The 19,583-nt window shown below is 57.9% G+C and carries 17 protein-coding genes; 10 read left to right on the top strand and 7 right to left on the bottom strand.

All coding sequences use genetic code 11. The annotated features are described in order from the left end of the window. Window positions 1-108: 108 nt before the first annotated feature. Together ybbP and ybbA are read right to left on the bottom strand one after the other, a co-directional pair. Complete coding sequence (gene ybbP, locus SP99_RS05215; RefSeq protein WP_047957916.1) at window positions 109-2,523, bottom strand: putative ABC transporter permease subunit YbbP; 2,415 nt, start codon at window positions 2,521-2,523, stop codon at window positions 109-111. Next, complete coding sequence (ybbA, locus tag SP99_RS05210) at window positions 2,520-3,206, bottom strand: putative ABC transporter ATP-binding protein YbbA (protein ID WP_047957915.1); 687 nt, start codon at window positions 3,204-3,206, stop codon at window positions 2,520-2,522. The genes ybbP and ybbA overlap by 4 nt, the downstream gene beginning before the upstream one ends. On the opposite strand from ybbA, the gene tesA reads away from it, so the two are divergent. From tesA to SP99_RS05195, 3 genes are read left to right on the top strand one after another with little or no spacing between them, the layout of a single operon-like run. Continuing rightward, window positions 3,174-3,800 (top strand): multifunctional acyl-CoA thioesterase I/protease I/lysophospholipase L1, encoded by a 627-nt coding sequence (gene tesA, locus SP99_RS05205; protein WP_156167785.1) that lies wholly within the window; start codon window positions 3,174-3,176, stop codon window positions 3,798-3,800. The genes ybbA and tesA overlap by 33 nt on opposite strands. Window positions 3,801-3,828: 28 nt before the next feature. Beyond that, window positions 3,829-4,599 (top strand): SDR family oxidoreductase, encoded by a 771-nt coding sequence (locus tag SP99_RS05200; protein WP_047957913.1) that lies wholly within the window; start codon window positions 3,829-3,831, stop codon window positions 4,597-4,599. Between the two features lie 58 nt (window positions 4,600-4,657). After that, window positions 4,658-5,512, top strand: a complete 855-nt coding sequence (locus SP99_RS05195; RefSeq protein ID WP_047957912.1) for a co-chaperone YbbN — start codon at window positions 4,658-4,660, stop codon at window positions 5,510-5,512. Between the two features lie 49 nt (window positions 5,513-5,561). Here SP99_RS05195 and fetB read toward each other — a convergent pair whose 3' ends face one another. Together fetB and fetA are read right to left on the bottom strand one after the other, a co-directional pair. Next, the gene (fetB, locus tag SP99_RS05190) at window positions 5,562-6,344 is read right to left on the bottom strand and encodes an iron efflux ABC transporter permease subunit FetB (protein WP_024906866.1); all 783 of its coding nucleotides are present in this window, start codon (window positions 6,342-6,344) and stop codon (window positions 5,562-5,564) included. Beyond that, window positions 6,337-7,008, bottom strand: a complete 672-nt coding sequence (fetA, locus tag SP99_RS05185; protein WP_047957911.1) for an iron efflux ABC transporter ATP-binding subunit FetA — start codon at window positions 7,006-7,008, stop codon at window positions 6,337-6,339. The genes fetB and fetA overlap by 8 nt, the downstream gene beginning before the upstream one ends. 154 nt (window positions 7,009-7,162) lie before the next feature. On the opposite strand from fetA, the gene SP99_RS05180 reads away from it, so the two are divergent. Next, entirely contained in the window at window positions 7,163-8,077 is a 915-nt protein-coding gene (locus SP99_RS05180; RefSeq protein ID WP_008499312.1) for an SPFH domain-containing protein, read from the top strand. Further along, window positions 8,074-8,526 (top strand): NfeD family protein, encoded by a 453-nt coding sequence (locus SP99_RS05175; RefSeq protein ID WP_025756135.1) that lies wholly within the window; start codon window positions 8,074-8,076, stop codon window positions 8,524-8,526. The genes SP99_RS05180 and SP99_RS05175 overlap by 4 nt, the downstream gene beginning before the upstream one ends. On the opposite strand, the gene cueR is transcribed toward SP99_RS05175, so the two are convergent. Then, window positions 8,523-8,933, bottom strand: coding sequence for a Cu(I)-responsive transcriptional regulator (gene cueR / locus SP99_RS05170; protein ID WP_025756136.1), 411 nt, complete (start codon window positions 8,931-8,933; stop codon window positions 8,523-8,525). The genes SP99_RS05175 and cueR overlap by 4 nt on opposite strands. A gap of 108 nt (window positions 8,934-9,041) precedes the next feature. Here cueR and copA point away from each other — a divergent pair, with 108 nt between their 5' ends. From copA to ybaK, 3 genes are all read left to right on the top strand, one after another. Beyond that, window positions 9,042-11,540: a copper-exporting P-type ATPase CopA gene (gene copA, locus SP99_RS05165; protein WP_047957910.1), complete on the top strand. Its 2,499-nt coding sequence runs from the start codon at window positions 9,042-9,044 to the stop codon at window positions 11,538-11,540. 50 nt (window positions 11,541-11,590) lie between these two features. After that, window positions 11,591-12,385: a TraB/GumN family protein gene (locus tag SP99_RS05160; protein WP_045286622.1), complete on the top strand. Its 795-nt coding sequence runs from the start codon at window positions 11,591-11,593 to the stop codon at window positions 12,383-12,385. Between the two features lie 199 nt (window positions 12,386-12,584). Then, window positions 12,585-13,064, top strand: a complete 480-nt coding sequence (gene ybaK, locus SP99_RS05155) for a Cys-tRNA(Pro)/Cys-tRNA(Cys) deacylase YbaK (RefSeq protein ID WP_047957909.1) — start codon at window positions 12,585-12,587, stop codon at window positions 13,062-13,064. Window positions 13,065-13,185: 121 nt separating this feature from the next. On the opposite strand, the gene ushA is transcribed toward ybaK, so the two are convergent. Continuing rightward, window positions 13,186-14,838, bottom strand: coding sequence for a bifunctional UDP-sugar hydrolase/5'-nucleotidase UshA (gene ushA, locus SP99_RS05150; RefSeq protein WP_045286620.1), 1,653 nt, complete (start codon window positions 14,836-14,838; stop codon window positions 13,186-13,188). 169 nt (window positions 14,839-15,007) lie between these two features. Here ushA and SP99_RS05145 point away from each other — a divergent pair, with 169 nt between their 5' ends. Continuing rightward, a complete protein-coding gene (locus SP99_RS05145) occupies window positions 15,008-16,216 on the top strand; it encodes an MFS transporter (protein ID WP_021241625.1) in 1,209 nt (402 codons plus the stop codon). 229 nt (window positions 16,217-16,445) lie between these two features. After that, window positions 16,446-18,122, top strand: coding sequence for a YbaL family putative K(+) efflux transporter (gene ybaL, locus SP99_RS05140; protein WP_047957908.1), 1,677 nt, complete (start codon window positions 16,446-16,448; stop codon window positions 18,120-18,122). Window positions 18,123-18,226: 104 nt separating this feature from the next. On the opposite strand, the gene SP99_RS05135 is transcribed toward ybaL, so the two are convergent. Then, entirely contained in the window at window positions 18,227-19,531 is a 1,305-nt protein-coding gene (locus tag SP99_RS05135) for an inosine/guanosine kinase (protein ID WP_025756143.1), read from the bottom strand. Window positions 19,532-19,583 lie beyond the last annotated feature (52 nt).

The raw sequence follows: 19,583 nt of genomic DNA, 5'->3' as shown, positions 1-19,583 counted from the left end.
GGTTTTTTAATGTTTTGTGCTACTAAATGAGTGGGTATTATCACTTTGTGCTATTTAAACATTGCGTGCCGGCATTAAAATCCGACACGCAATTATCACCGAGCTAAATCAACTGGCAAACTGACGGAACAGGGCTTTGCCCTTTAACAGCCGCGTGCCGAGCCAGCCGCCACAGAGGGAAAGCAGCACCGCACCATAGAGAGGCAGGGTCAACCAGAGACGCCAGTCAGGCTCCCATGGGAAATCGAAGACCTTTGTCTGCAACACCGCCAGGGCCGTCTCAGCGCCAATTGCCGCCACCAGACCGGCCACCAGCCCCAGCAGGGCGAACTCGCTCCAGAGCGTCATCCGCAGCAGCCGCTTACCGGCCCCCAGCGTTCGGTAAACCACCAGTTCCTGATGACGCTGGCGCATGCCCACCTGCACCTGGGCCAGCAGCAACAGCACGCCGCAAATCGTCACCAGCACCACCATCACCTCCAGCGCGCGGCTCACCTGCTCCAGCACCTGCCCTACCTGCTTCAGGATCGCCCCAATATCCAGCAGGCTGACCGTCGGAAACTCCCGGTTTAGCTGGGTGAGCATGCCGTTGCCCTTTTCCCAGCGGAAGCTGGTGAGCCAGCTCTGCGGCTGTCCGTCCAGCGCTCCCGGCGGGAAGATGAAGAAGAAGTTAGGCCGCAGGCTCTCCCAGTCCACTTTACGCAGGCTGGTCACCTTCGCGGTAAAATCCTGGGTATCGCCGGTAAAGGTGACGCGGTCTCCCGGCTTCACGTTCAGGCGCGTCGCCAGCCCCTCTTCCATCGACACCTCTCCCGCTTTTGGCGGCCAGGTGCCGGCCGTAATCGGGTTATGATCGGGCCGTTTTTCCTGCCACGTCAGGTTGAGCTCACGGTTAAGCGACTCGTCCTTGTTCCCTTCCGTTGGCACGCCGTTGATCTGCGTGAGCCGCGCGCGAACGATGGGATAGAACGCCTCCGGGATGATATGGTGCTCAGACAGGAACGCCTTCAGCGGCGTGACCTGCTCAGGGGCGATATTGATCAGGAAATAGTTCGGGCTTTCCGGCGGGAGCTGCTGCTGCCAGCGGTCGAGCAGATCGCCACGCAGCACGAGCAGCAGGGCCAGCAGCATAAACGACAGCGAAAAGGCCGACAGCTGGCTCAGCGTTGACCACGGCTGATGCAGCAGACGGTTCACCGCCAGGCGCACGGGCAGGGATTTTACCGTCAGCCTTTTCAGGACGTTGAGCAGTATCCAGCCCAGCACGCCGCAGAGCAGCGCCAGAACCACCGCCCCGGCCAGCACGGCCCACAGCAGCGTGCTGCCCCCCATCAGCCAGGCCAGCAGCCCCACCGCCACCGCCATAATCACCGGCAGGTAGAACTTCAGCGGCCAGACGTTCGCCACCACATCGTTGCGGAGCACGCGCAGCGGCTGCGTCGCGAGCAGCAGGCGGTAGGGTCGTAGCCCCACCAGCACCGAGATCACCGTCATCGCGCCCATCGCCCACAGCCACGGCCAGAAACTGGCCGGCGGCAATGCGGCCGGGAGTACCGGTTTCAGCATTACCAACAGCAGTTTTTCAAACAGCAGCCCCATTATCCCGCCGGTTAGCGCGGACAGCATCAATAGCATCAGCCACTGGCCGACAATCAGTTTGCGCAGTTGCTTGCGCCCTGCGCCGAGCGTTTTGAGGATCGCCACCAGGTCATAGCGGCTGCGGCAGTAGCGCCCCATCGCAACAGCGACCGCCGCCACCGCCAGCAGCAGGGTCAACAGTGCCGACAGCAGCAGGAACTGCTGGGAACGCTCCAGTGATTTACCGAGCGCCCCCTCGTCCTGCTCCAGCCCGTACCAGCGGTGCTCCGGTTTGAGCTGCGGCAGAAGCCATTTTTCATAGTCATTAAGCTCGGCAGGCGTGCCGCCAAACTTGTAGCGCCAGGTGACGCGGCTGCCCGGCTGGACCGCATGGGTTGCCGCGACATCCGCGGTGTTCATCAGCAGGCGTGGCGCAAGCTGGAAGGGGTTAAAGCCGGAGTCCGGCTCCTGCACCACTTCCCCGGCGATTTTCAGTGTGGCATCGCCGACGTCGATGCTGTCGCCGGTTTTCAGATTCAGCAGCGCCATCAGCCGGGGAGCCAGCAGCACCGTGCCGGGCGCAGGCTTCAGCCCGGGCGGGCTGGTCTGCAGTTCGCCGTACATCGGGTAGATCTCATCGACGGCTTTAACGCTCGCCAGCTGCGGCGTGTCGCCCGCGAAGGTCATCGTCTGGAAGCTTATCTGTTCTCCCACAGTCAGTCCCCGCCTGCGCGCTTCGTCAATCCAGCCCGGCGGAACGGCGCGCGAACTTTGCAGCGCCCGGTCTCCCGCCATAAACTCCCGGCTCTGCTGGCTGAGCCCTTTTTCCATCCGGTCGCTGACGCTGCCGAGCGCCAGCACGCAGGCCACCGCCAGGCTTAGCGCCAGCCAGACAATCAGTAGCGAGGGGGAACGCCACTCGCGCCAGAACCAGCGGGTAATCATGCCTCCTCCTCAAGCATACCGTTCACCAGCCGCAGGCGCCGGTCGCAGCGGGCGGCAAGCTGGGGATCATGGGTCACGAGGATCAGCGTAGTGCCGTGTTCGCGGTTAAGTGAAAACAGCAGGTCGGCAATCCGGTCGCCGGTTTTACGGTCAAGGTTACCGGTGGGCTCATCGGCAAACAGCACTTCAGGGCGGCCGTTAAACGCCCGCGCCAGCGCCACGCGCTGCTGCTCGCCACCGGAAAGCTGCGCGGGAAGATGGTCGAGACGTTTCCCCAGACCGAGCTGTTCCAGCAGCGCCTTCGCGTGAGCCCGGCTGTCACGGCTGTTTTCCCCGCGCAGAAGCGCCGGGAGTTCGACATTTTCCAGCGCGTTGAGGGTCGGGATCAGCATGAAGGACTGAAAGACAAAACCAACGTGACGTGTGCGCAGCGCGGCGCGCGCCTCTTCATCAAGCTGATGCAGCGGCTGCCCGACAAGATGGACCTCACCGCTGCTGCCGTCGTCCAGACCGGCCAAAATCGCCAGCAGGGTGGACTTACCAGAGCCCGATTCGCCAATCAGCGCGATGGTTTCAGCGCGTTTGACAACGAGTTCAACTCCAGTAAGGATGGAAAGCTCGTGTTCCCCCTGACCGACGGACTTCTTAAGATGATGAACTTCAACACTGTTTTCCGCTGGCATTTGCCCTTCCTGTTTTTGATTCTGATGACCTTCCGCGCGGCGGCAGCGGACACGTTACTGGTTCTCGGTGACAGCCTGAGCGCAGGCTATCGTATGGCGGCCAGCGCGGCCTGGCCCGCCCTGCTCAATGAAAAATGGCAGAGCAAAACGACGGTTATCAACGCCAGCATCAGCGGTGATACCTCGCAGCAGGGGTTGTCGCGCCTGCCTGCGCTACTCAAACAGCATCAGCCGCGCTGGGTGCTGGTTGAGCTTGGCGGCAATGATGGCTTACGCGGTTTCCAGCCTCAGCAAACGGAACACACCCTGCGCACCATTTTGCAGGACATCCGGGCGGCAAACGCCCGGCCGCTGCTGATGCAAATTCGCCTGCCCGCCAACTACGGTCGTCGGTATAATGAGGCCTTTAGCGCGATCTACCCTAAGCTTGCCAAAGAGTTTGATATTCCGCTGCTGCCATTTTTCATGGAAGAGGTCTATCTCAAACCCCAGTGGATGCAGGACGACGGGATCCACCCCAATCGCGATGCGCAGCCGTTTATTGCCGACTGGATGGCAACGCGGCTGGCTCCTTTAGTTAACCATGACTCCTGATTAAGCGGAGATCCTGACAGGTAAAGTTATGCAAAAATCGGTCTTAATAACAGGATGTTCCAGTGGAATCGGCCTTGAAAGCGCGCTCGAATTAAAGCGCCAGGGATATTGGGTGCTGGCGGCCTGCCGCAAACCCGACGATGTCGAACGCATGAACGGGCTGGGCTTTACCGGCGTGTTGCTGGATATGGACTCGCCGGAGAGCGTTGATCGCGCCGCGGATGAGGTGATCGCCCTGACCGGCAATCGCCTCTACGGGCTGTTTAATAATGCGGGTTATGGCGTGTACGGTCCGCTGGATACCCTCTCCCGCGAAACGCTGGAGAAACAGTTTTCGACTAACTTCTTCGGCGTACATCAGCTCACCATGCGCCTGCTCCCCGCGATGCTGCCGCATGGTGAAGGGCGCATCGTGATGACGTCATCCGTGATGGGGCTGATTTCAACCCCAGGTCGCGGCGCCTATGCCGCCAGCAAATATGCGCTGGAAGCCTGGTCCGACGCCCTGCGCATGGAGCTACGCCACAGCGGCATTAAGGTCAGCCTGATTGAACCAGGCCCGATCCGCACCCGCTTTACCGCAAACGTTAACCAGACGCAGGCGGATAAACCGGTCGAGAACCCCGGCATTGCCGCACGTTTTACGCTCGGACCCGAAGCGGTGGTGGCCAAAGTGCGCCATGCTTTTGAGAGTGACAATCCCAAAATGCGCTATCCGGTGACGCTGGTCACCCATGCCGTAGGCTGGTTAAAACGTCTGCTGCCGGGCCGGATGATGGACAAAATTTTACACGGTTGAGTTGAAGCGACGACGCGCATCCCCATGTAAAGAGTAAACCGATAAAAGAGAAGGCCGCATGTCCGTACAGAATATCGTCAATATTACCGAAGCAAACCTGCAACAGACCCTTGAACAGTCGATGACCAAACCGGTGCTGTTCTACTTCTGGTCTGAACGCAGCCAACACTGTCTGCAGCTGACGCCGGTGCTGGAAAGCCTTGCCGCCCAGTACAATGGTCAGTTCATTCTCGCCAAACTGGACTGTGACGCACAGCCGATGGTGGCGTCTCAGTTTGGTTTGCGCGCGATCCCCACCGTCTATCTGTTCCAGAATGGTCAGCCTGTGGATGGCTTCCAGGGACCGCAGCCGGAAGAGGCCATTCGTGCCCTGCTGGATAAAGTGCTGCCGCGCGAAGAGGAGCTGAAAGCGCAGGAAGGCATGGCGCTGATGCAGGAAGGCAAATATGACGAGGCACTGCCGCTGCTCAAAGAGGCGTGGCAGCTGTCGAAACAGAACAGCCAGATTGGCCTGCTGCTGGCGGAAACGCAGATTGCCCTGCACCGTTCAGAAGACGCAGAAGCCGTCCTCAGGACCGTTCCTCTGCAGGATCAGGATACCCGCTATCAGGGGCTGGTGGCGCAAATTGAGCTGCTGAAGCAGGCCGCGGATACCCCGGAAATTCAGCAGCTGCAACAGCAGGTTGCCGATAACCCGGCCGATGCGGCGCTGGCAAGCCAGCTGGCACTGCAGTTGCATCAGGTGGGACGTAACGAAGAGGCGCTTGAGCTGCTGTTTGGTCATCTGCAAAAAGACCTTGCTGCCGCAGACGGCCAGGCGCGCAAGATGTTCCAGGAGATCCTGGCCGCGCTGGGCACCGGTGATGCGCTGGCGTCGAAATATCGCCGTCAGCTGTACGCCCTGCTCTACTGACAAAAAAGCCCGGTGGCGGCTTCGCCTTACCGGGCCTACAAAAGCCATATCACCCTGTCTTTTTCAACTGCGTCACCACCAGCTGGTGGCGCGCGTTGTAGAACTTCCGGTAGGTCAGGTAACAGGCAATGATGGTGGACAGGCTGGCCGTGGAGAGCAGCATAAACGTCACCATGATCTGATACTTAATCGCTTTTACCGGATCGATACCGGCGAAAATCAGCCCCGACATCATTCCCGGCAGGCTGACCAGCCCCACCGTTTTGGCGGAATCCACGGTCGGGATCAGCGATGAACGAATGCTCTCACGAATCAGCCGCGCCGAGGCCACTTTTGGCGTTGCCCCCAGGCTTAATTTCTCCTGCAACTGCTGCTGTTCGCTGCTGAAACGCTGGCCGAGGTTGTTGTAACACAGCCCAACGGCCACCATGGCGTTCCCCGCAATCATCCCGGAGATAGGGATAACCTGCATCGGCGTAAACTCAATCGAGCCGGAGAGCACCAGCACCGCCAGCGTGAGCGCCGTGCCGGTGGTAATCGCGATAAACGACGAGATAAACGCTTTATCAATGTATTTACTGCGTTTTTTCGCATTCCACGCCGCGTTAAAGCAGATAAAGAGCACCATCAGCAGCGTAAGCACCGCGTGGTTAACGTTGAAAATGTATTTCAGCACATAGCCGACGATGATGAGTTGAATCACCGCGCGGCAGATACTCCACACAATGTCTTTTTCCAGGCCCAGCTTTTCCCGGTAGCTAACCACAATCGCAATCAGCACCAGCACCATGGAAAACGCCAGGGATTCGTTCGTAATATTATGCTCACCCACGGTTTGCCTCCTGCATTTTCCCGCCGTGCGGCTGCAGCCTAATCACGTCATCCGCATGGCTAATTTCGTTAGCGTCGTGCGTGACCCACAGCACGGCAATATTCTGCTCGCGAACGTAACGATGAATAATCTCGTTGACGTTGCGTTTGTTGGTGTCATCGAGCGCGCTGGTGATCTCGTCCAGCAACAACACCTTCGGTAAAAACTGCAGATTGCGGATCAGCGAGACGCGCTGTTTTTCTCCGCCCGACAGCGCATTGATGGATTGGGTCAGTGTCTCCTGCGCCAGGCCAAAGCGGGCCAGATCGTTAATAAAGCGTTCCGGCTCCGGCGTTTTATGACGAATTTGCCACGGAAAAATCAGGTTGTCATAGACCGTATCGCCAAACAGCGCCGGGGTCTGTACGCAATAAGAGACCTGCTGGCGATAGCTTTCCGGAGAGAGCGACGCAACGTCCTGGCCTTCAAAGAGAAGGGTCCCCTCTGTGGGGCTGAGCAGCGAGGCCACAATTTTCAGCAAGGTGCTTTTGCCACAGCCTGATGGCCCGGTGATTAATTTAAACTCGCCCGGCGACAGGCTAAATTCAACGTGCTGAAGGATGGTGTTATCCCCGACACGAAATCCAATATCCCTGAGTTGTAACAGGTTTTTTTTATCGTTCATTCCGCTTCCGTTAACCGCGTCTTGTAAGAACCGTCTGTAGCATAATCTTTTTCCAGTCTATTTTCAGAGGCGAATTTCAACCGGATAGCCGATATACTTATGAGCAATAAACACACACGTTCTCTCATCACGGCATGCAAAACAGGAGGTTTTTATGCTTATTGTTGTTCCAGTCCTTATTTTCGTTGCGCTGGTTATTGTGGGCGCAGGCGTCAAAATTGTTCCTCAGGGTTATCAGTGGACCGTCGAGCGTTTCGGTCGTTATACCAACACGCTCCAGCCTGGACTAAGCCTGATTGTCCCGTTCATGGACCGGATTGGCCGTAAGATCAACATGATGGAACAGGTTCTGGATATTCCTTCCCAGGAAGTGATCTCGAAGGATAACGCCAACGTCACCATTGACGCCGTCTGCTTTATTCAGGTGATTGATGCGCCAAAAGCAGCGTATGAGGTGAGCAACCTGGAGCTGGCGATCGTCAACCTGACGATGACCAACATCCGTACCGTGCTCGGCTCGATGGAGCTGGATGAAATGCTCTCCCAGCGCGACAGCATCAATACCCGCTTGCTGCACATTGTTGATGAAGCGACGAACCCGTGGGGCATTAAAGTGACCCGCATCGAGATCCGCGATGTGCGACCGCCTGCGGAACTGATCGCCTCCATGAACGCGCAGATGAAGGCTGAGCGAACCAAACGAGCCTACATTCTGGAAGCGGAAGGGGTACGTCAGGCTGAGATCCTGAAGGCAGAAGGGGAAAAACAGTCGCAGATCCTGAAAGCGGAAGGCGATCGTCAGTCCGCATTTTTACAGGCAGAAGCGCGTGAACGTTCCGCCGAAGCGGAAGCCCGCGCGACGCAAATGGTGTCCGAGGCGATTGCCGCCGGTGATATCCAGGCGGTGAACTACTTCGTCGCGCAGAAATATACCGATGCGCTGAAAGAGATCGGCTCCGCCAATAACAGCAAAGTGGTGATGATGCCGCTGGATGCCAGCAGCCTGATGGGCTCTATCGCCGGGATTGCTGAACTGATCAAAGACAGCGGGAACGAGCGTAAAAAATGATTGAGCTCATCGTCGCACATCCTCACGCTTTCTGGTTAAGCCTTGGAGGGTTATTGCTGGCCGCGGAGATGCTGGGCGGCAATGGCTACCTGCTGTGGAGCGGTGTCGCCGCGGTCATTACCGGGCTGCTCGTCTGGCTTCTGCCGCTTGACTGGGCGTGGCAGGGGGCATTATTTGCCGTGCTGACGCTGGTGGCCGCGTGGCTGTGGTGGCGCTGGCTTAACCGACAGGTTAACGAGCAGAAACCGGTGGACGCGCATCTCAACCAGCGCGGACAGCAGATTGTCGGCCAGCGTTTTACGCTTGATACCGCGCTGGTGAACGGACGTGGGCATATGCGCGTGGGCGACAGCTCGTGGCCGGTGGTCGCCGACGAAGACCTCAGCGCCGGCACGCGGGTTGAGGTCATTGCGGTGCAAGGCATTACCCTGCGGATTAAAGCCTGCTAAGCAGAGGTCTTACGATGGCAGCAGCCGGCAAGATTATCGATAATCGGGCAGTCGGCGCTGTCATCCCCCGGACAGGATTCCGCGAGCTGTAGCAGCTGTTCGCGCATCGCCTGTAGCTCAATGATATGGCGTTCAATCTCGGCCACTTTTTCCAGGGTGCGTTTTTTCACGTCTGCGCTGTGACGCTTTGGATCGTTAAACAGGTTAACCAGCTCACCGCACTCTTCCAGATTAAACCCGACCTGCCTTGCCTGGCGCAGTAACGTCAGTTCATCCAGATGCAGCTGCGTGTAGCTGCGATAGCCGTTTTCACTGCGAAGCGGCGGCGTCACCAGCCCCTTCTCTTCATAAAAGCGAATCGCTTTGCTGGTTAAACCGGTTTTTTTCGCCACATCGCTGATATTCACATTTCCCCCTTGACCTTCCCCTTGATGGAAGGTTTAACCTTCATAACAGTCAGTAAAAAGCACGATATCGGTCAACAACTGACCAGATCATTATACGGGAGTTTTACTATGTCTCACACTATCGACCTGACGCTGGATGGCCTCTCCTGCGGCCACTGCGTCAAACGCGTAAAAGAAAGCCTTGAACAGCGCCCCGATGTTGAAAGCGCTGAAGTCACTATCGATCATGCCGCCGTCACCGGCAGCGCCAGCGCGGATGCGCTGATCGATACCATCAGGCAGGCCGGCTATGGGGCGGAGCTGAGCCACCCAAAGGCTAAACCGCTGGCAGAGTCATCATCCCCGTCGGAAGCACTGACAGCGGCCACTCCTGAGCTTCCGGCAGCTGATGATATTGATGACAGCCAACAGCTGCTGATCAACGGCATGAGCTGCGCCAGCTGCGTCTCCCGGGTACAAAACGCCCTGCAGGCGGTACCGGGCGTCGCCCAGGCACGGGTCAACCTCGCGGAGCGCACTGCGCTGGTGATGGGCAGCGCCTCCGCAGCAGATTTAGTTCAGGCCGTTGAAAAAGCGGGCTACGGCGCAGAGGCCATCGAAGATGATGCCGAACGCCGCGAGCGCCAGCAGGAAACGGCAATTGCCACCATGAAGCGCTTCCGCTGGCAGGCGATTGTCGCCCTGCTGGTGGGTATTCCGGTGATGGTGTGGGGGATGCTCGGCGACAACATGATGGTCACCGACGACAACCGCACGCTGTGGCTGGTCATTGGTCTTATTACCCTGGGCGTGATGGTCTTCGCGGGCGGTCATTTCTATACCAGCGCCTGGAAGAGCCTGAAAAACCGCACCGCGACGATGGATACGCTGGTTGCGCTCGGCACGGGTGCGGCGTGGCTCTACTCCATGAGCGTGAACGTCTGGCCCCAGTGGTTCCCGATGGAAGCGCGGCATCTCTATTATGAAGCCAGCGCGATGATCATCGGTCTGATTAACTTAGGCCATATGCTTGAAGCCCGCGCCCGCCAGCGCTCCTCGAAAGCGCTGGAAAGGTTGCTCGATTTAACCCCGCCAACCGCGCGCGTGGTCACGGACGACGGGGAAAAGAGCGTCCCGCTGGCCGAGGTTCAGCCCGGCATGACGCTGCGTCTGACCACGGGCGATCGTGTTCCCGTTGACGGTAAGATAACGCAGGGCGAAGCCTGGCTGGATGAAGCGATGCTGACCGGCGAGCCGATTCCCCAACAGAAATCAGACGGTGACGCCGTTCATGCCGGTACGGTGGTACAGGACGGCAGCGTGCTGTTCACCGCCAGCGCCGTCGGCAGCCACACCACGCTGTCGCGCATTATTCGCATGGTGCGCCAGGCGCAGAGCAGTAAGCCGGAGATTGGCCAGCTCGCTGACAGAATTTCCGCCATTTTTGTGCCGGTGGTGGTCGGTATTGCCCTGTTGAGCGCGGCGATCTGGTATATCTTCGGCCCGGCGCCGCAGATTGTGTATACCCTGGTGATTGCCACCACGGTGCTGATTATCGCCTGTCCTTGCGCCCTTGGCCTGGCGACGCCGATGTCGATTATCTCCGGCGTAGGCCGCGCCGCCGAGTTTGGCGTGCTGGTGCGGGATGCAGACGCGCTACAGCGGGCCAGCACCCTGGACACGCTGGTGTTTGATAAAACCGGCACGCTGACCGAAGGCAAACCGCAGGTAGTGGCCGTCACGACCGCAGGCATTGCCGAAGCGGACGCGCTGCGGCTTGCCGCGGCGCTGGAGCAAGGCTCCAGCCATCCGCTGGCGCGCGCCATCCTTGATAAAGCGAATGCATCTGCCCTGCCGCAGGTCAGCAACTTCCGTACCCTGCGCGGGCTGGGCGTCAGCGGTGAAGCCGAAGGCCACGCGCTGCTGCTGGGCAACCAGGCATTGCTTAATGACAACGGTATTGATACCTCCGCGCTGGAAAGCGAGCTGAAAGCGCAGGCGTCTCAGGGCGCCACGCCGGTTCTGCTTGCGGTCGATGGCCAGGCCGCCGCGCTGCTGGCCGTGCGCGATCCGCTTCGTCAGGATAGCGTTGACGCCTTGCAGCGCCTGCATCGCGCGGGCTACCGCCTGGTCATGCTGACCGGGGACAATCCGACCACAGCCAACGCCATCGCGAAAGAAGCAGGTATTGATGAGGTCATTGCGGGCGTCCTGCCGGACGGCAAAGCGGATGCGATTAAGAACCTGCAGCGTCAGGGCCGTCAGGTGGCGATGGTCGGCGACGGCATCAACGATGCCCCGGCGCTGGCCCAGGCGGACGTGGGGATTGCCATGGGGGGTGGGAGCGACGTGGCCATTGAAACCGCCGCCATTACGCTGATGCGCCATAGCCTGATGGGCGTTGCCGATGCGCTGGCCATTTCAAAAGCCACGTTGCGCAACATGAAGCAGAACCTGCTGGGGGCGTTTATCTATAACACCCTCGGTATCCCGATTGCGGCCGGCATTTTATGGCCGCTGACCGGCACGCTGCTAAACCCGGTGGTCGCAGGTGCGGCGATGGCGCTCTCCTCCATCACCGTGGTGAGCAACGCCAACCGGCTGCTGCGCTTTAAACCGAAGGATTGAACCTTGTACTCGTACGCGCTAGCATGACCCTTTCCATTCATGGAGCGCGTATGGGTCTGTTTAATCGTATAAAAACATCGTTTCGCGCCCTCTTTCCTCGCCGTTACGCCTGGCCGGGTCTGGATATCTCTCTCCCCGGCGGGCAACACCTGCATCTGGTAGGCAGCATTCATATGGGTACGCAGGATATGTCTCCCCTGCCGCCCGGCCTGATCAAGCTGCTGAAACACGCCGACGCACTGGTCGTTGAGGCGGACATCTCCGGCCATGAGTCGCCGTTCGCTGGCCTGGAGAGCGATCTCACGCTCGCGGAACGTCTGGATGAAACCCAGCTTGCGGAGCTGACGCGCGTGGCGGATGAAACGGGCGTCTCGCTTTCCATGATTGACACCCTGCCGCTGTGGCAAATTGCGATGGTGCTGCAGGCCACGCAGGCGCAGCGTCTGGGTCTGCGCGGTGATTACGGCATTGATTACCAGCTGCTGAATGTGGCCAGGGCGCGCAGTCTGCCCATCATCGAACTGGAAGGGACCGACAGCCAGATTGCGCTCCTGCGACAGCTGCCCGATGACGGCCGTATGCTGCTGGATGATACGCTGACCCACTGGCACACCAACGCGCGGCTGCTGCAAACCATGATTGGCTGGTGGCTGGACGCGCCGCCTGCGGAGGGTAAGCTGGCTTTACCGTCGACCTTCAGCGAATCGTTATACGATGTGCTGATGAATGCGCGCAACCAGGCCTGGCGACAGACGCTGCATGCGCTACCTGCGGGGCATTATGTGGTGGCGGTCGGGGCGTTACATTTATACGGAGAAGGGAATTTGCCGTCGCTGCTGAAATAAAAAAATGGCCAATATTTCTATTGGCCCGTCAAAGAGGAATTTCATCGTTTTTATTATGCCGAAGGAGACCTTCGGTTGAGCCGATTGTCGCTCAAAGTGACCATCACTGCCAATACTATTGCGCAAGATGGTGCTATTTTTTAGACAAACGTCAGGCGTATGCTGATGGCATGATTTGTCTGTCGTAAGAAGGATAGCTATGACTCCCGCCGTTAAATTACTCGAAAAAAACAACATTTCTTTCCGGATCCACACTTACGATCACGATCCGAATGAGACCAACTTTGGTGATGAAGTGGTGCGCAAGCTGGGTCTGAACGCGGACCAGGTTTATAAAACGCTGCTGGTTGCGGTGAATGGCGACATGAAGCATCTCGCCGTCGCGGTTACGCCGGTGGCGGGACAGCTGGATCTGAAGAAAGTCGCCAAAGCCCTGGGGGCGAAGAAGGTGGATATGGCCGACCCGATGGTTGCGCAACGCTCCACGGGCTACCTGGTGGGTGGGATCAGCCCGCTCGGGCAGAAAAAACGGTTGCCGACGCTGATTGATGCCCCTTCACAGGAATTTGACACTATCTTTATATCCGGCGGCAAACGCGGGCTGGATATTGAGCTGGCCGCGGACGATCTGGCGAAAATGCTGGACGCGAAGTTTGCGGATATTGCACGCCGGGATTGAGAAATTTGCCGGGTGGCGGCTTCGAGGTAAAAGCAAAACGGTAACAGGCGTTACCGTTTTTTGTGTTCGCGCCCTCTCCCGGTGGGAGAGGGTTGGGGTGAGGGCATCAGGCCGCACAACACTACTGCCAGCTCACCTCACCTTTCGGCTCATACGCATTCACGTCTATCGGTGAATTCTGCTCGATGAACTGCTTCAGCACTTCCGCATCAATAAAGCCGGTATTCACGTAGCCCGGTTTATTATCAATATGCGGATAACCGTCGCCGCCAGTGGCGTTAAAACTCAGAGTCGCCAGACGGTAGGTTTTGCCAGGATCGACCGGTTCACCTTTAATCTTAAGATCGTTAAGCTTGCCGTCTTTCGCCACAAAGCTGACGTTGGCAAACTGCGGATAGGCCCCGGAATCCGGTTTCATCTGCGCCACAGCGGTCAGATAGTCAATGACCTCTTTCCCGCTCATATCGGCATAGACCACCACGTTACCGAACGGCTGCACCTTCAGGACGTCTTTATAGGTGATGTTGCCGCCTTCGATAGAGTCACGAATGCCGCCGCCGCTCATCACGCCGAAGTCAGCGCCGGTACGCGCCATTTGCGCCGCCAGTACCAGGTGACCCATGTTGGTCTGCACGAAGCGAACTTTACTGCGGTCCCCTTCCAGACGCCCGTTCAGCGTGCCGATTTTCACATCCAGCTGTGCCTTACCTTTGTTCTGGAACGGCGTCAGCAGGGAGAGCATTTGCTGGTTTTCGGCGATCTCTGGCGTGTATAGTACGCGCTCACTTTTCCCGTCCGGGTAGGTGACCTTTTTCTTCAGGTTGACCGGAATGAGCTGATAATGCACCAGCTTCATCTCACCGTTACGGAACTCGAAGTCCGCCCGGCCCACGTATTTGCCCCACTCGTGCGCCTGCACAATCCAGATACCGTTCTGACGGTCTGGCGCGCACGGCGTACCCGGCACGTAATCCACCTGCTTTTTGTTCTCCGAGGCCATACACACCGGATCCTGTGAGTGACCACCCACAATCATCGCCAGCGAGCCCGCAGGCAGGCTGCGCGCCATCTCCACGTCACCCGGTGCGTTAGAGCCGTGCTCACCGTTGTCGTAGTGCCCCATGTGGGTGGTGGCGATAATCACGTCCGGCTTTTCGTTTTGCTGCAGCTCCTGAATCACCAGCTTCGCTTCGTCCGCCGGTTTGCGGAATTCGATATCGGTAAAGAACTCAGGGTTGCCAATTTTCGCCGTATCGTCGGTGGTTAAACCAATGACCGCGATCTTCAGATCCTGACGCTTAAACAGCGCCCAGGGCTTGAACAGGCGTTCTCCGGTACTTTTCTGGTAAATATTGGCGGAAAGGAAAGGGAATTTGGCCCATTTTTCCTGCTGACGCAGCACGCTCAGCGGATTATCAAACTCATGGTTACCGACGGCCATCGCGTCGTAGCCAATCAGGTTCATACCGCGGAAATCGGGCTCGGCATCCTGTAAATCGGATTCCGGCACGCCGGTATTGATATCGCCTCCTGACAGTAACAGTACGCTGCCGCCCTGGGCTGCCACCTCTTTACGAATGCCGTCCACCAGCGTTTTTTGTGCCGACAGGCCATATTCGCCGTATTCACTGCGCCAGAAATGACCGTGGTGATCGTTGGTATGCAGAATGGTGATTTTATAGGTTTTGTCTTTTTCATACGCCTGCGCGGGCAGGCTTACCAGACCCCAGGCGGCAATCAGCGCCAGCGCGACGCCCCGCTTCATTAACTTCATCTTCTCTCTCCCTGACCAATAGACAAAGGCAGAAATTACAGTGACTAATAAGAATAGACAAATAAGTTTTCAGAATTGCGACTTTCTTCAAAGGTCCCGGGCGGGTATGTTAGTTGGATAATAATTACACCCTGCATCGCTAATAACTCAAGACGTGGTAATTCTCTCTATGGCAATCAGTGAATCAACCCAGCCCGTTCCGGGCGCACCGGCGTCGCGCACCTCCTTTAAAGTATTAGGCGCAATCAGTCTCTCGCATCTGCTCAACGACATGATCCAGTCGTTGATTCTGGCCATTTATCCGCTGCTGCAGTCCGAGTTCTCCCTCACCTTCGTGCAGATCGGGATGATCACCCTGACCTTCCAGCTGGCTTCCTCACTGCTGCAGCCGGTGGTGGGCTACTGGACGGATAAATACCCGATGCCGTGGTCGCTGCCGATCGGCATGTGCTTTACCTTAAGCGGACTGGTGCTGTTGGCCATGGCCGGAAGCTTTGAAGCCGTGCTGATTGCAGCCGCGCTGGTGGGTACCGGCTCGTCCGTTTTCCATCCAGAGTCCTCGCGCGTGGCGCGTATGGCCTCCGGGGGGCGTCACGGTCTGGCGCAGTCTCTCTTTCAGGTGGGCGGCAACTTTGGTAGCTCCCTCGGCCCGCTGCTGGCCGCGGTGATTATTGCCCCTTACGGTAAAGGCAATGTGGCCTGGTTCGTCCTGGCCGCACTGCTGGCGATTATTGTGCTGGCGCAGATCAGTCGCTGGTATGCCGCTCAGCATCGGGTGAATAAAGGAAAACCTAAAGCGAAGGTTATCAATCCCCTTCCTCGCAATAAGGTTATCCTGGCGGTGGCCGTCCTGCTGGTCCTGATTTTCTCGAAATACTTCTATATGGCGAGCATCAGCAGCTATTACACCTTTTATCTGATGCAAAAATTCGGATTATCGGTACAAAACGCGCAGATTCACCTCTTTGCCTTCCTGTTTGCCGTCGCCGCCGGCACGGTCATTGGCGGGCCTGTAGGGGATAAGATTGGGCGTAAATATGTTATTTGGGGCTCTATCCTCGGCGTAGCGCCCTTTACCCTCATTTTGCCGTACGCCAGCCTTGAATGGACGGGGATTTTAACCGTGATCATTGGTTTTATCCTCGCCTCCGCGTTTTCCGCCATTCTGGTCTACGCGCAGGAGCTGCTGCCTGGACGTATCGGTATGGTTTCCGGACTCTTTTTCGGTTTCGCCTTCGGTATGGGAGGCCTTGGCGCCGCGGTATTGGGGATGGTTGCGGATCACACCAGCATCTTCCTGGTTTATAAAATCTGCGCTTTCCTGCCACTTCTTGGGATGTTGACCATATTCCTGCCTGATAACCGCCACAAAGCGTAAGTAAAGGGTAGCCAAAGTTTGTCTTTGGCTGCCTGTCCCCCTGATGCCATAAGGGTTTCCTCTACTTCCCCTCGCTGAATTTAGCAAAATGCGCTTTTTTTGGTGCTTATTGCTGTTTTATTCAAACTTCAACAATTATTCATAAACATAAGGGTAAAAATTGTCATAAACTATTACTCGGTTTTTGGTTTTTCACCAAAAAGGATCACCCACAACGAAAGGAGACGGAATGCACCACGCCACACCGCTTATCACCACCATTGTTGGTGGACTTGTGCTCGCTTTTATCCTCGGCATGATTGCCAATAAACTGCGTATTTCTCCTCTTGTCGGCTATCTGTTAGCGGGCGTCCTGGCCGGGCCGTTTACGCCAGGGTTCGTGGCGGATACCAAACTGGCCCCTGAGCTGGCGGAATTGGGCGTGATTCTGCTGATGTTTGGCGTCGGTCTGCATTTCTCCCTGAAGGATTTGATGGCGGTAAAGTCGATTGCCATACCGGGAGCGATCGCCCAGATAGGGGTGGCGACGCTGCTGGGGATGGCACTTTCGGCTGTGCTGGGCTGGTCGTTGATGACCGGCATCGTATTTGGGCTGTGTCTCTCGACCGCCAGTACCGTGGTGCTGCTGCGTGCGCTTGAAGAGAGACAGCTGATAGACAGCCAGCGTGGGCAAATCGCGATAGGCTGGCTGATTGTTGAAGACCTGGTGATGGTCCTGACGCTGGTGCTGCTGCCTGCCGTGGCTGGCATGATGGAAAAAGACAATATCGGCTTCGCGTCACTGGCGCTGGATATGAGTATCACCATCGGGAAAGTGGTGGCGTTTATCGCCATCATGATGCTGGTGGGCCGCCGTCTGGTCCCGTGGATCATGTCCCGCAGCGCGGCAACCGGCTCACGCGAGCTGTTTACCCTCTCCGTGCTGGCGCTGGCGCTGGGCATCGCTTTTGGTGCCGTTGAGCTGTTTGACGTCTCCTTTGCCCTGGGCGCCTTCTTCGCCGGGATGGTGCTGAACGAATCCGAGCTGAGCCACCGCGCGGCGCACGATACCCTGCCGCTGCGCGACGCCTTCGCCGTGCTGTTCTTCGTCTCCGTCGGGATGTTGTTTGACCCGCTTATTCTGATCCAGCAGCCGCTGGCCGTGCTGGGCACGCTGGCGATCATTATCTTTGGTAAGTCCCTCGCCGCCTTCTTCCTGGTGCGGATGTTTGGCCACTCGCCGCGTACGGCACTGACCATCGCCGCCAGCCTGGCGCAGATTGGTGAGTTCGCCTTTATTCTCGCCGGTCTGGGCATGGCCCTGAATCTGCTGCCACAGGCCGGGCAGAACCTGGTGCTGGCGGGTGCCATTCTGTCGATTATGCTGAACCCGGTGCTGTTTGCCCTGCTGGAAAAATACCTCGATAAAACCGAAACCCTGGAAGAGCAGACCCTTGAAGAGGCCATCGAAGAAGAGAAGCAGATCCCGGTGGATATTTGCAACCACGCCCTGCTGGTCGGCTTTGGCCGCGTGGGAAGCCTGCTTGGCGAGAAGCTGATGGCGCAGGGTATTCCGCTGGTGGTGATTGAAACCTCGCGTACCCGCGTCGACGAGCTGCGCGAGCGCGGCATTCGGGCGGTGCTGGGCAATGCGGCGAACGAAGAGATCATGAACCTGGCGCATCTGGACTGCGCCCGCTGGCTGCTGCTGACCATACCCAACGGCTATGAAGCGGGCGAGATTGTCGCCTCGGCGCGCGAGAAGTGCCCCAATATGGAGATTATCGCCCGGGCGCATTATGACGACGAGGTGGAATATATCACCGAGCGCGGCGCGAATAAGGTGGTGATGGGCGAACGCGAGATTGCGAATACGATGCTGACGCTGCTGGAGAAACCGCCGGTTGAAGAAGGGGTGACGGGTTAAGTGTTGTGCGGCCTGGTCCCCTCACCCACCCCTCTCCCCATAGGGGAGAGGGTGTTAGAGTTCCCTCTCCCCTATGGGGAGAGGGTTAGGGTGAGGGGTTTCTTTTACCTGTCCCAGTACGCCTCTTCGAGGCTGTCTTCCCGTTCCGGCAGGCCGCGCGTTAAGCGCGGCGAGTGCTGGTTTAGCACCTGATAACTGACGCGGTTCGCGTATTTACACACCTGCGCCAGCGACGAGTAGGTCAGCCAGTTGAACTTATGTTTGCTGGAATTGGGTACGTTGGTTTTGTGGTAAGCATTGGCGGTAATGTCATGCAGCAGTGCCGCCAGCGCGCCGTCGCCCGCGCCGTTGGTGTTCATGATCTTCTCCGGTCCGCCCATATAGGGCGCGATATGAGAGTAGATCCGCAGTGGGTTAATGCAATCTTTGTAACGCATGCCGCGGCTGAACTCATACTGGTTAAACTCGGCAATCGCGCCCGGTAGCAGCGGATGCTGGGTTTTGCGTTTACTCTCTTCTTCCGTGAAGCCCGCCATATACAACCCGACAGGACCGGCGGTGCAGAGCACCAGGTCAACCCAGTCCAGCGCTTTATCAGATGCCAGCAGCGGATCGCTTTCACCGGTCAGCGCTTCGGCTTCTTCTTCGTTCATCGCCAGAATCGAGACGTGCTCTTTCAGGAACGCCTGCCACCACTCCGGGTTATCGGCAATCACGAATTTGGTGCCCAGCGTTAACACCACCGGCACATCGTACTTTTTGGCGTACTCAATGGCTTTCATGGTGGCTTCCGGCATCGGCTCTCCCGGCTTGCAGCGCACCAGATAGGAGGTCAGTACCAGCGCCGACGCGCCCGCGATCACCTCTTCAGGAATGCTTTCCGCGCGCAGCTTATTCATGTGGCCCGGGCTGATGGCAAAGGTACGTTCACCGGATTCGCCGATCAGCGTAAAGCAGCGGCCAATCGGCCCGTCAACGCCCTGGAGATAGTTCAGATCGGTGCGGCTGGAGGTGTTGCACAGATAACGGTAGGCGTAGCCACCGATTTCGATATTGCTGCACATGACGCCGAGCAGGACAGAGCGGTCGTCAGCCAGCACGGAGTAGTTGTGCATAGTATTCCCGATGGTGCCACCGGCGAACTGATGGGTAATCAGGTTTTCGCGCACCAGCTCCTGGTACAGCGCTTCGGCCACGTCATCTTCAATCACCAGCGAGTGACCGGCGCTCAGACCGTAACGGGCGACAAACTCATCATCCACTTTCGCTTCAATGTCCACCAGCGTCTGGTCGATACCGACGACCCAGGCCGCGCTGGTTTCATTTTCAGGCTGGATTTGCTGCAGGAGCGGATCGCGGGCATCGACGGGAAAGTAGTGTTTGGATTTGCGTTTACCGGGAAATTTCATGGTCTGAACTGTACGAAGAATATGGGCCGGGAATGGTAGCACAAACCCGGCC

The sequence above is a fragment of the Enterobacter sp. BIDMC92 genome (assembly GCF_001030225.1).
Taxonomy (GTDB): domain Bacteria; phylum Pseudomonadota; class Gammaproteobacteria; order Enterobacterales; family Enterobacteriaceae; genus Enterobacter; species Enterobacter sichuanensis.
The sequence above is the reverse complement of the archived record's forward strand: the minus strand, read 5'-3'. Positions and strand labels throughout refer to the sequence as shown.

Coding starts and splice junctions, on each gene's coding strand:
- ybbP (WP_047957916.1), bottom strand. CDS start 2,523: ATGATTACCCGCTGGTTCTGGCGCGAGTGGCGTTCCCCCTCGCTACTG.
- tesA (WP_156167785.1), top strand. CDS start 3,174: ATGATGAACTTCAACACTGTTTTCCGCTGGCATTTGCCCTTCCTGTTT.
- ybbA (WP_047957915.1), bottom strand. CDS start 3,206: ATGCCAGCGGAAAACAGTGTTGAAGTTCATCATCTTAAGAAGTCCGTC.
- SP99_RS05200 (WP_047957913.1), top strand. CDS start 3,829: ATGCAAAAATCGGTCTTAATAACAGGATGTTCCAGTGGAATCGGCCTT.
- SP99_RS05195 (WP_047957912.1), top strand. CDS start 4,658: ATGTCCGTACAGAATATCGTCAATATTACCGAAGCAAACCTGCAACAG.
- fetA (WP_047957911.1), bottom strand. CDS start 7,008: ATGAACGATAAAAAAAACCTGTTACAACTCAGGGATATTGGATTTCGT.
- SP99_RS05180 (WP_008499312.1), top strand. CDS start 7,163: ATGCTTATTGTTGTTCCAGTCCTTATTTTCGTTGCGCTGGTTATTGTG.
- SP99_RS05175 (WP_025756135.1), top strand. CDS start 8,074: ATGATTGAGCTCATCGTCGCACATCCTCACGCTTTCTGGTTAAGCCTT.
- copA (WP_047957910.1), top strand. CDS start 9,042: ATGTCTCACACTATCGACCTGACGCTGGATGGCCTCTCCTGCGGCCAC.
- SP99_RS05160 (WP_045286622.1), top strand. CDS start 11,591: ATGGGTCTGTTTAATCGTATAAAAACATCGTTTCGCGCCCTCTTTCCT.
- ybaK (WP_047957909.1), top strand. CDS start 12,585: ATGACTCCCGCCGTTAAATTACTCGAAAAAAACAACATTTCTTTCCGG.
- ushA (WP_045286620.1), bottom strand. CDS start 14,838: ATGAAGTTAATGAAGCGGGGCGTCGCGCTGGCGCTGATTGCCGCCTGG.
- SP99_RS05145 (WP_021241625.1), top strand. CDS start 15,008: ATGGCAATCAGTGAATCAACCCAGCCCGTTCCGGGCGCACCGGCGTCG.
- ybaL (WP_047957908.1), top strand. CDS start 16,446: ATGCACCACGCCACACCGCTTATCACCACCATTGTTGGTGGACTTGTG.
- SP99_RS05135 (WP_025756143.1), bottom strand. CDS start 19,531: ATGAAATTTCCCGGTAAACGCAAATCCAAACACTACTTTCCCGTCGAT.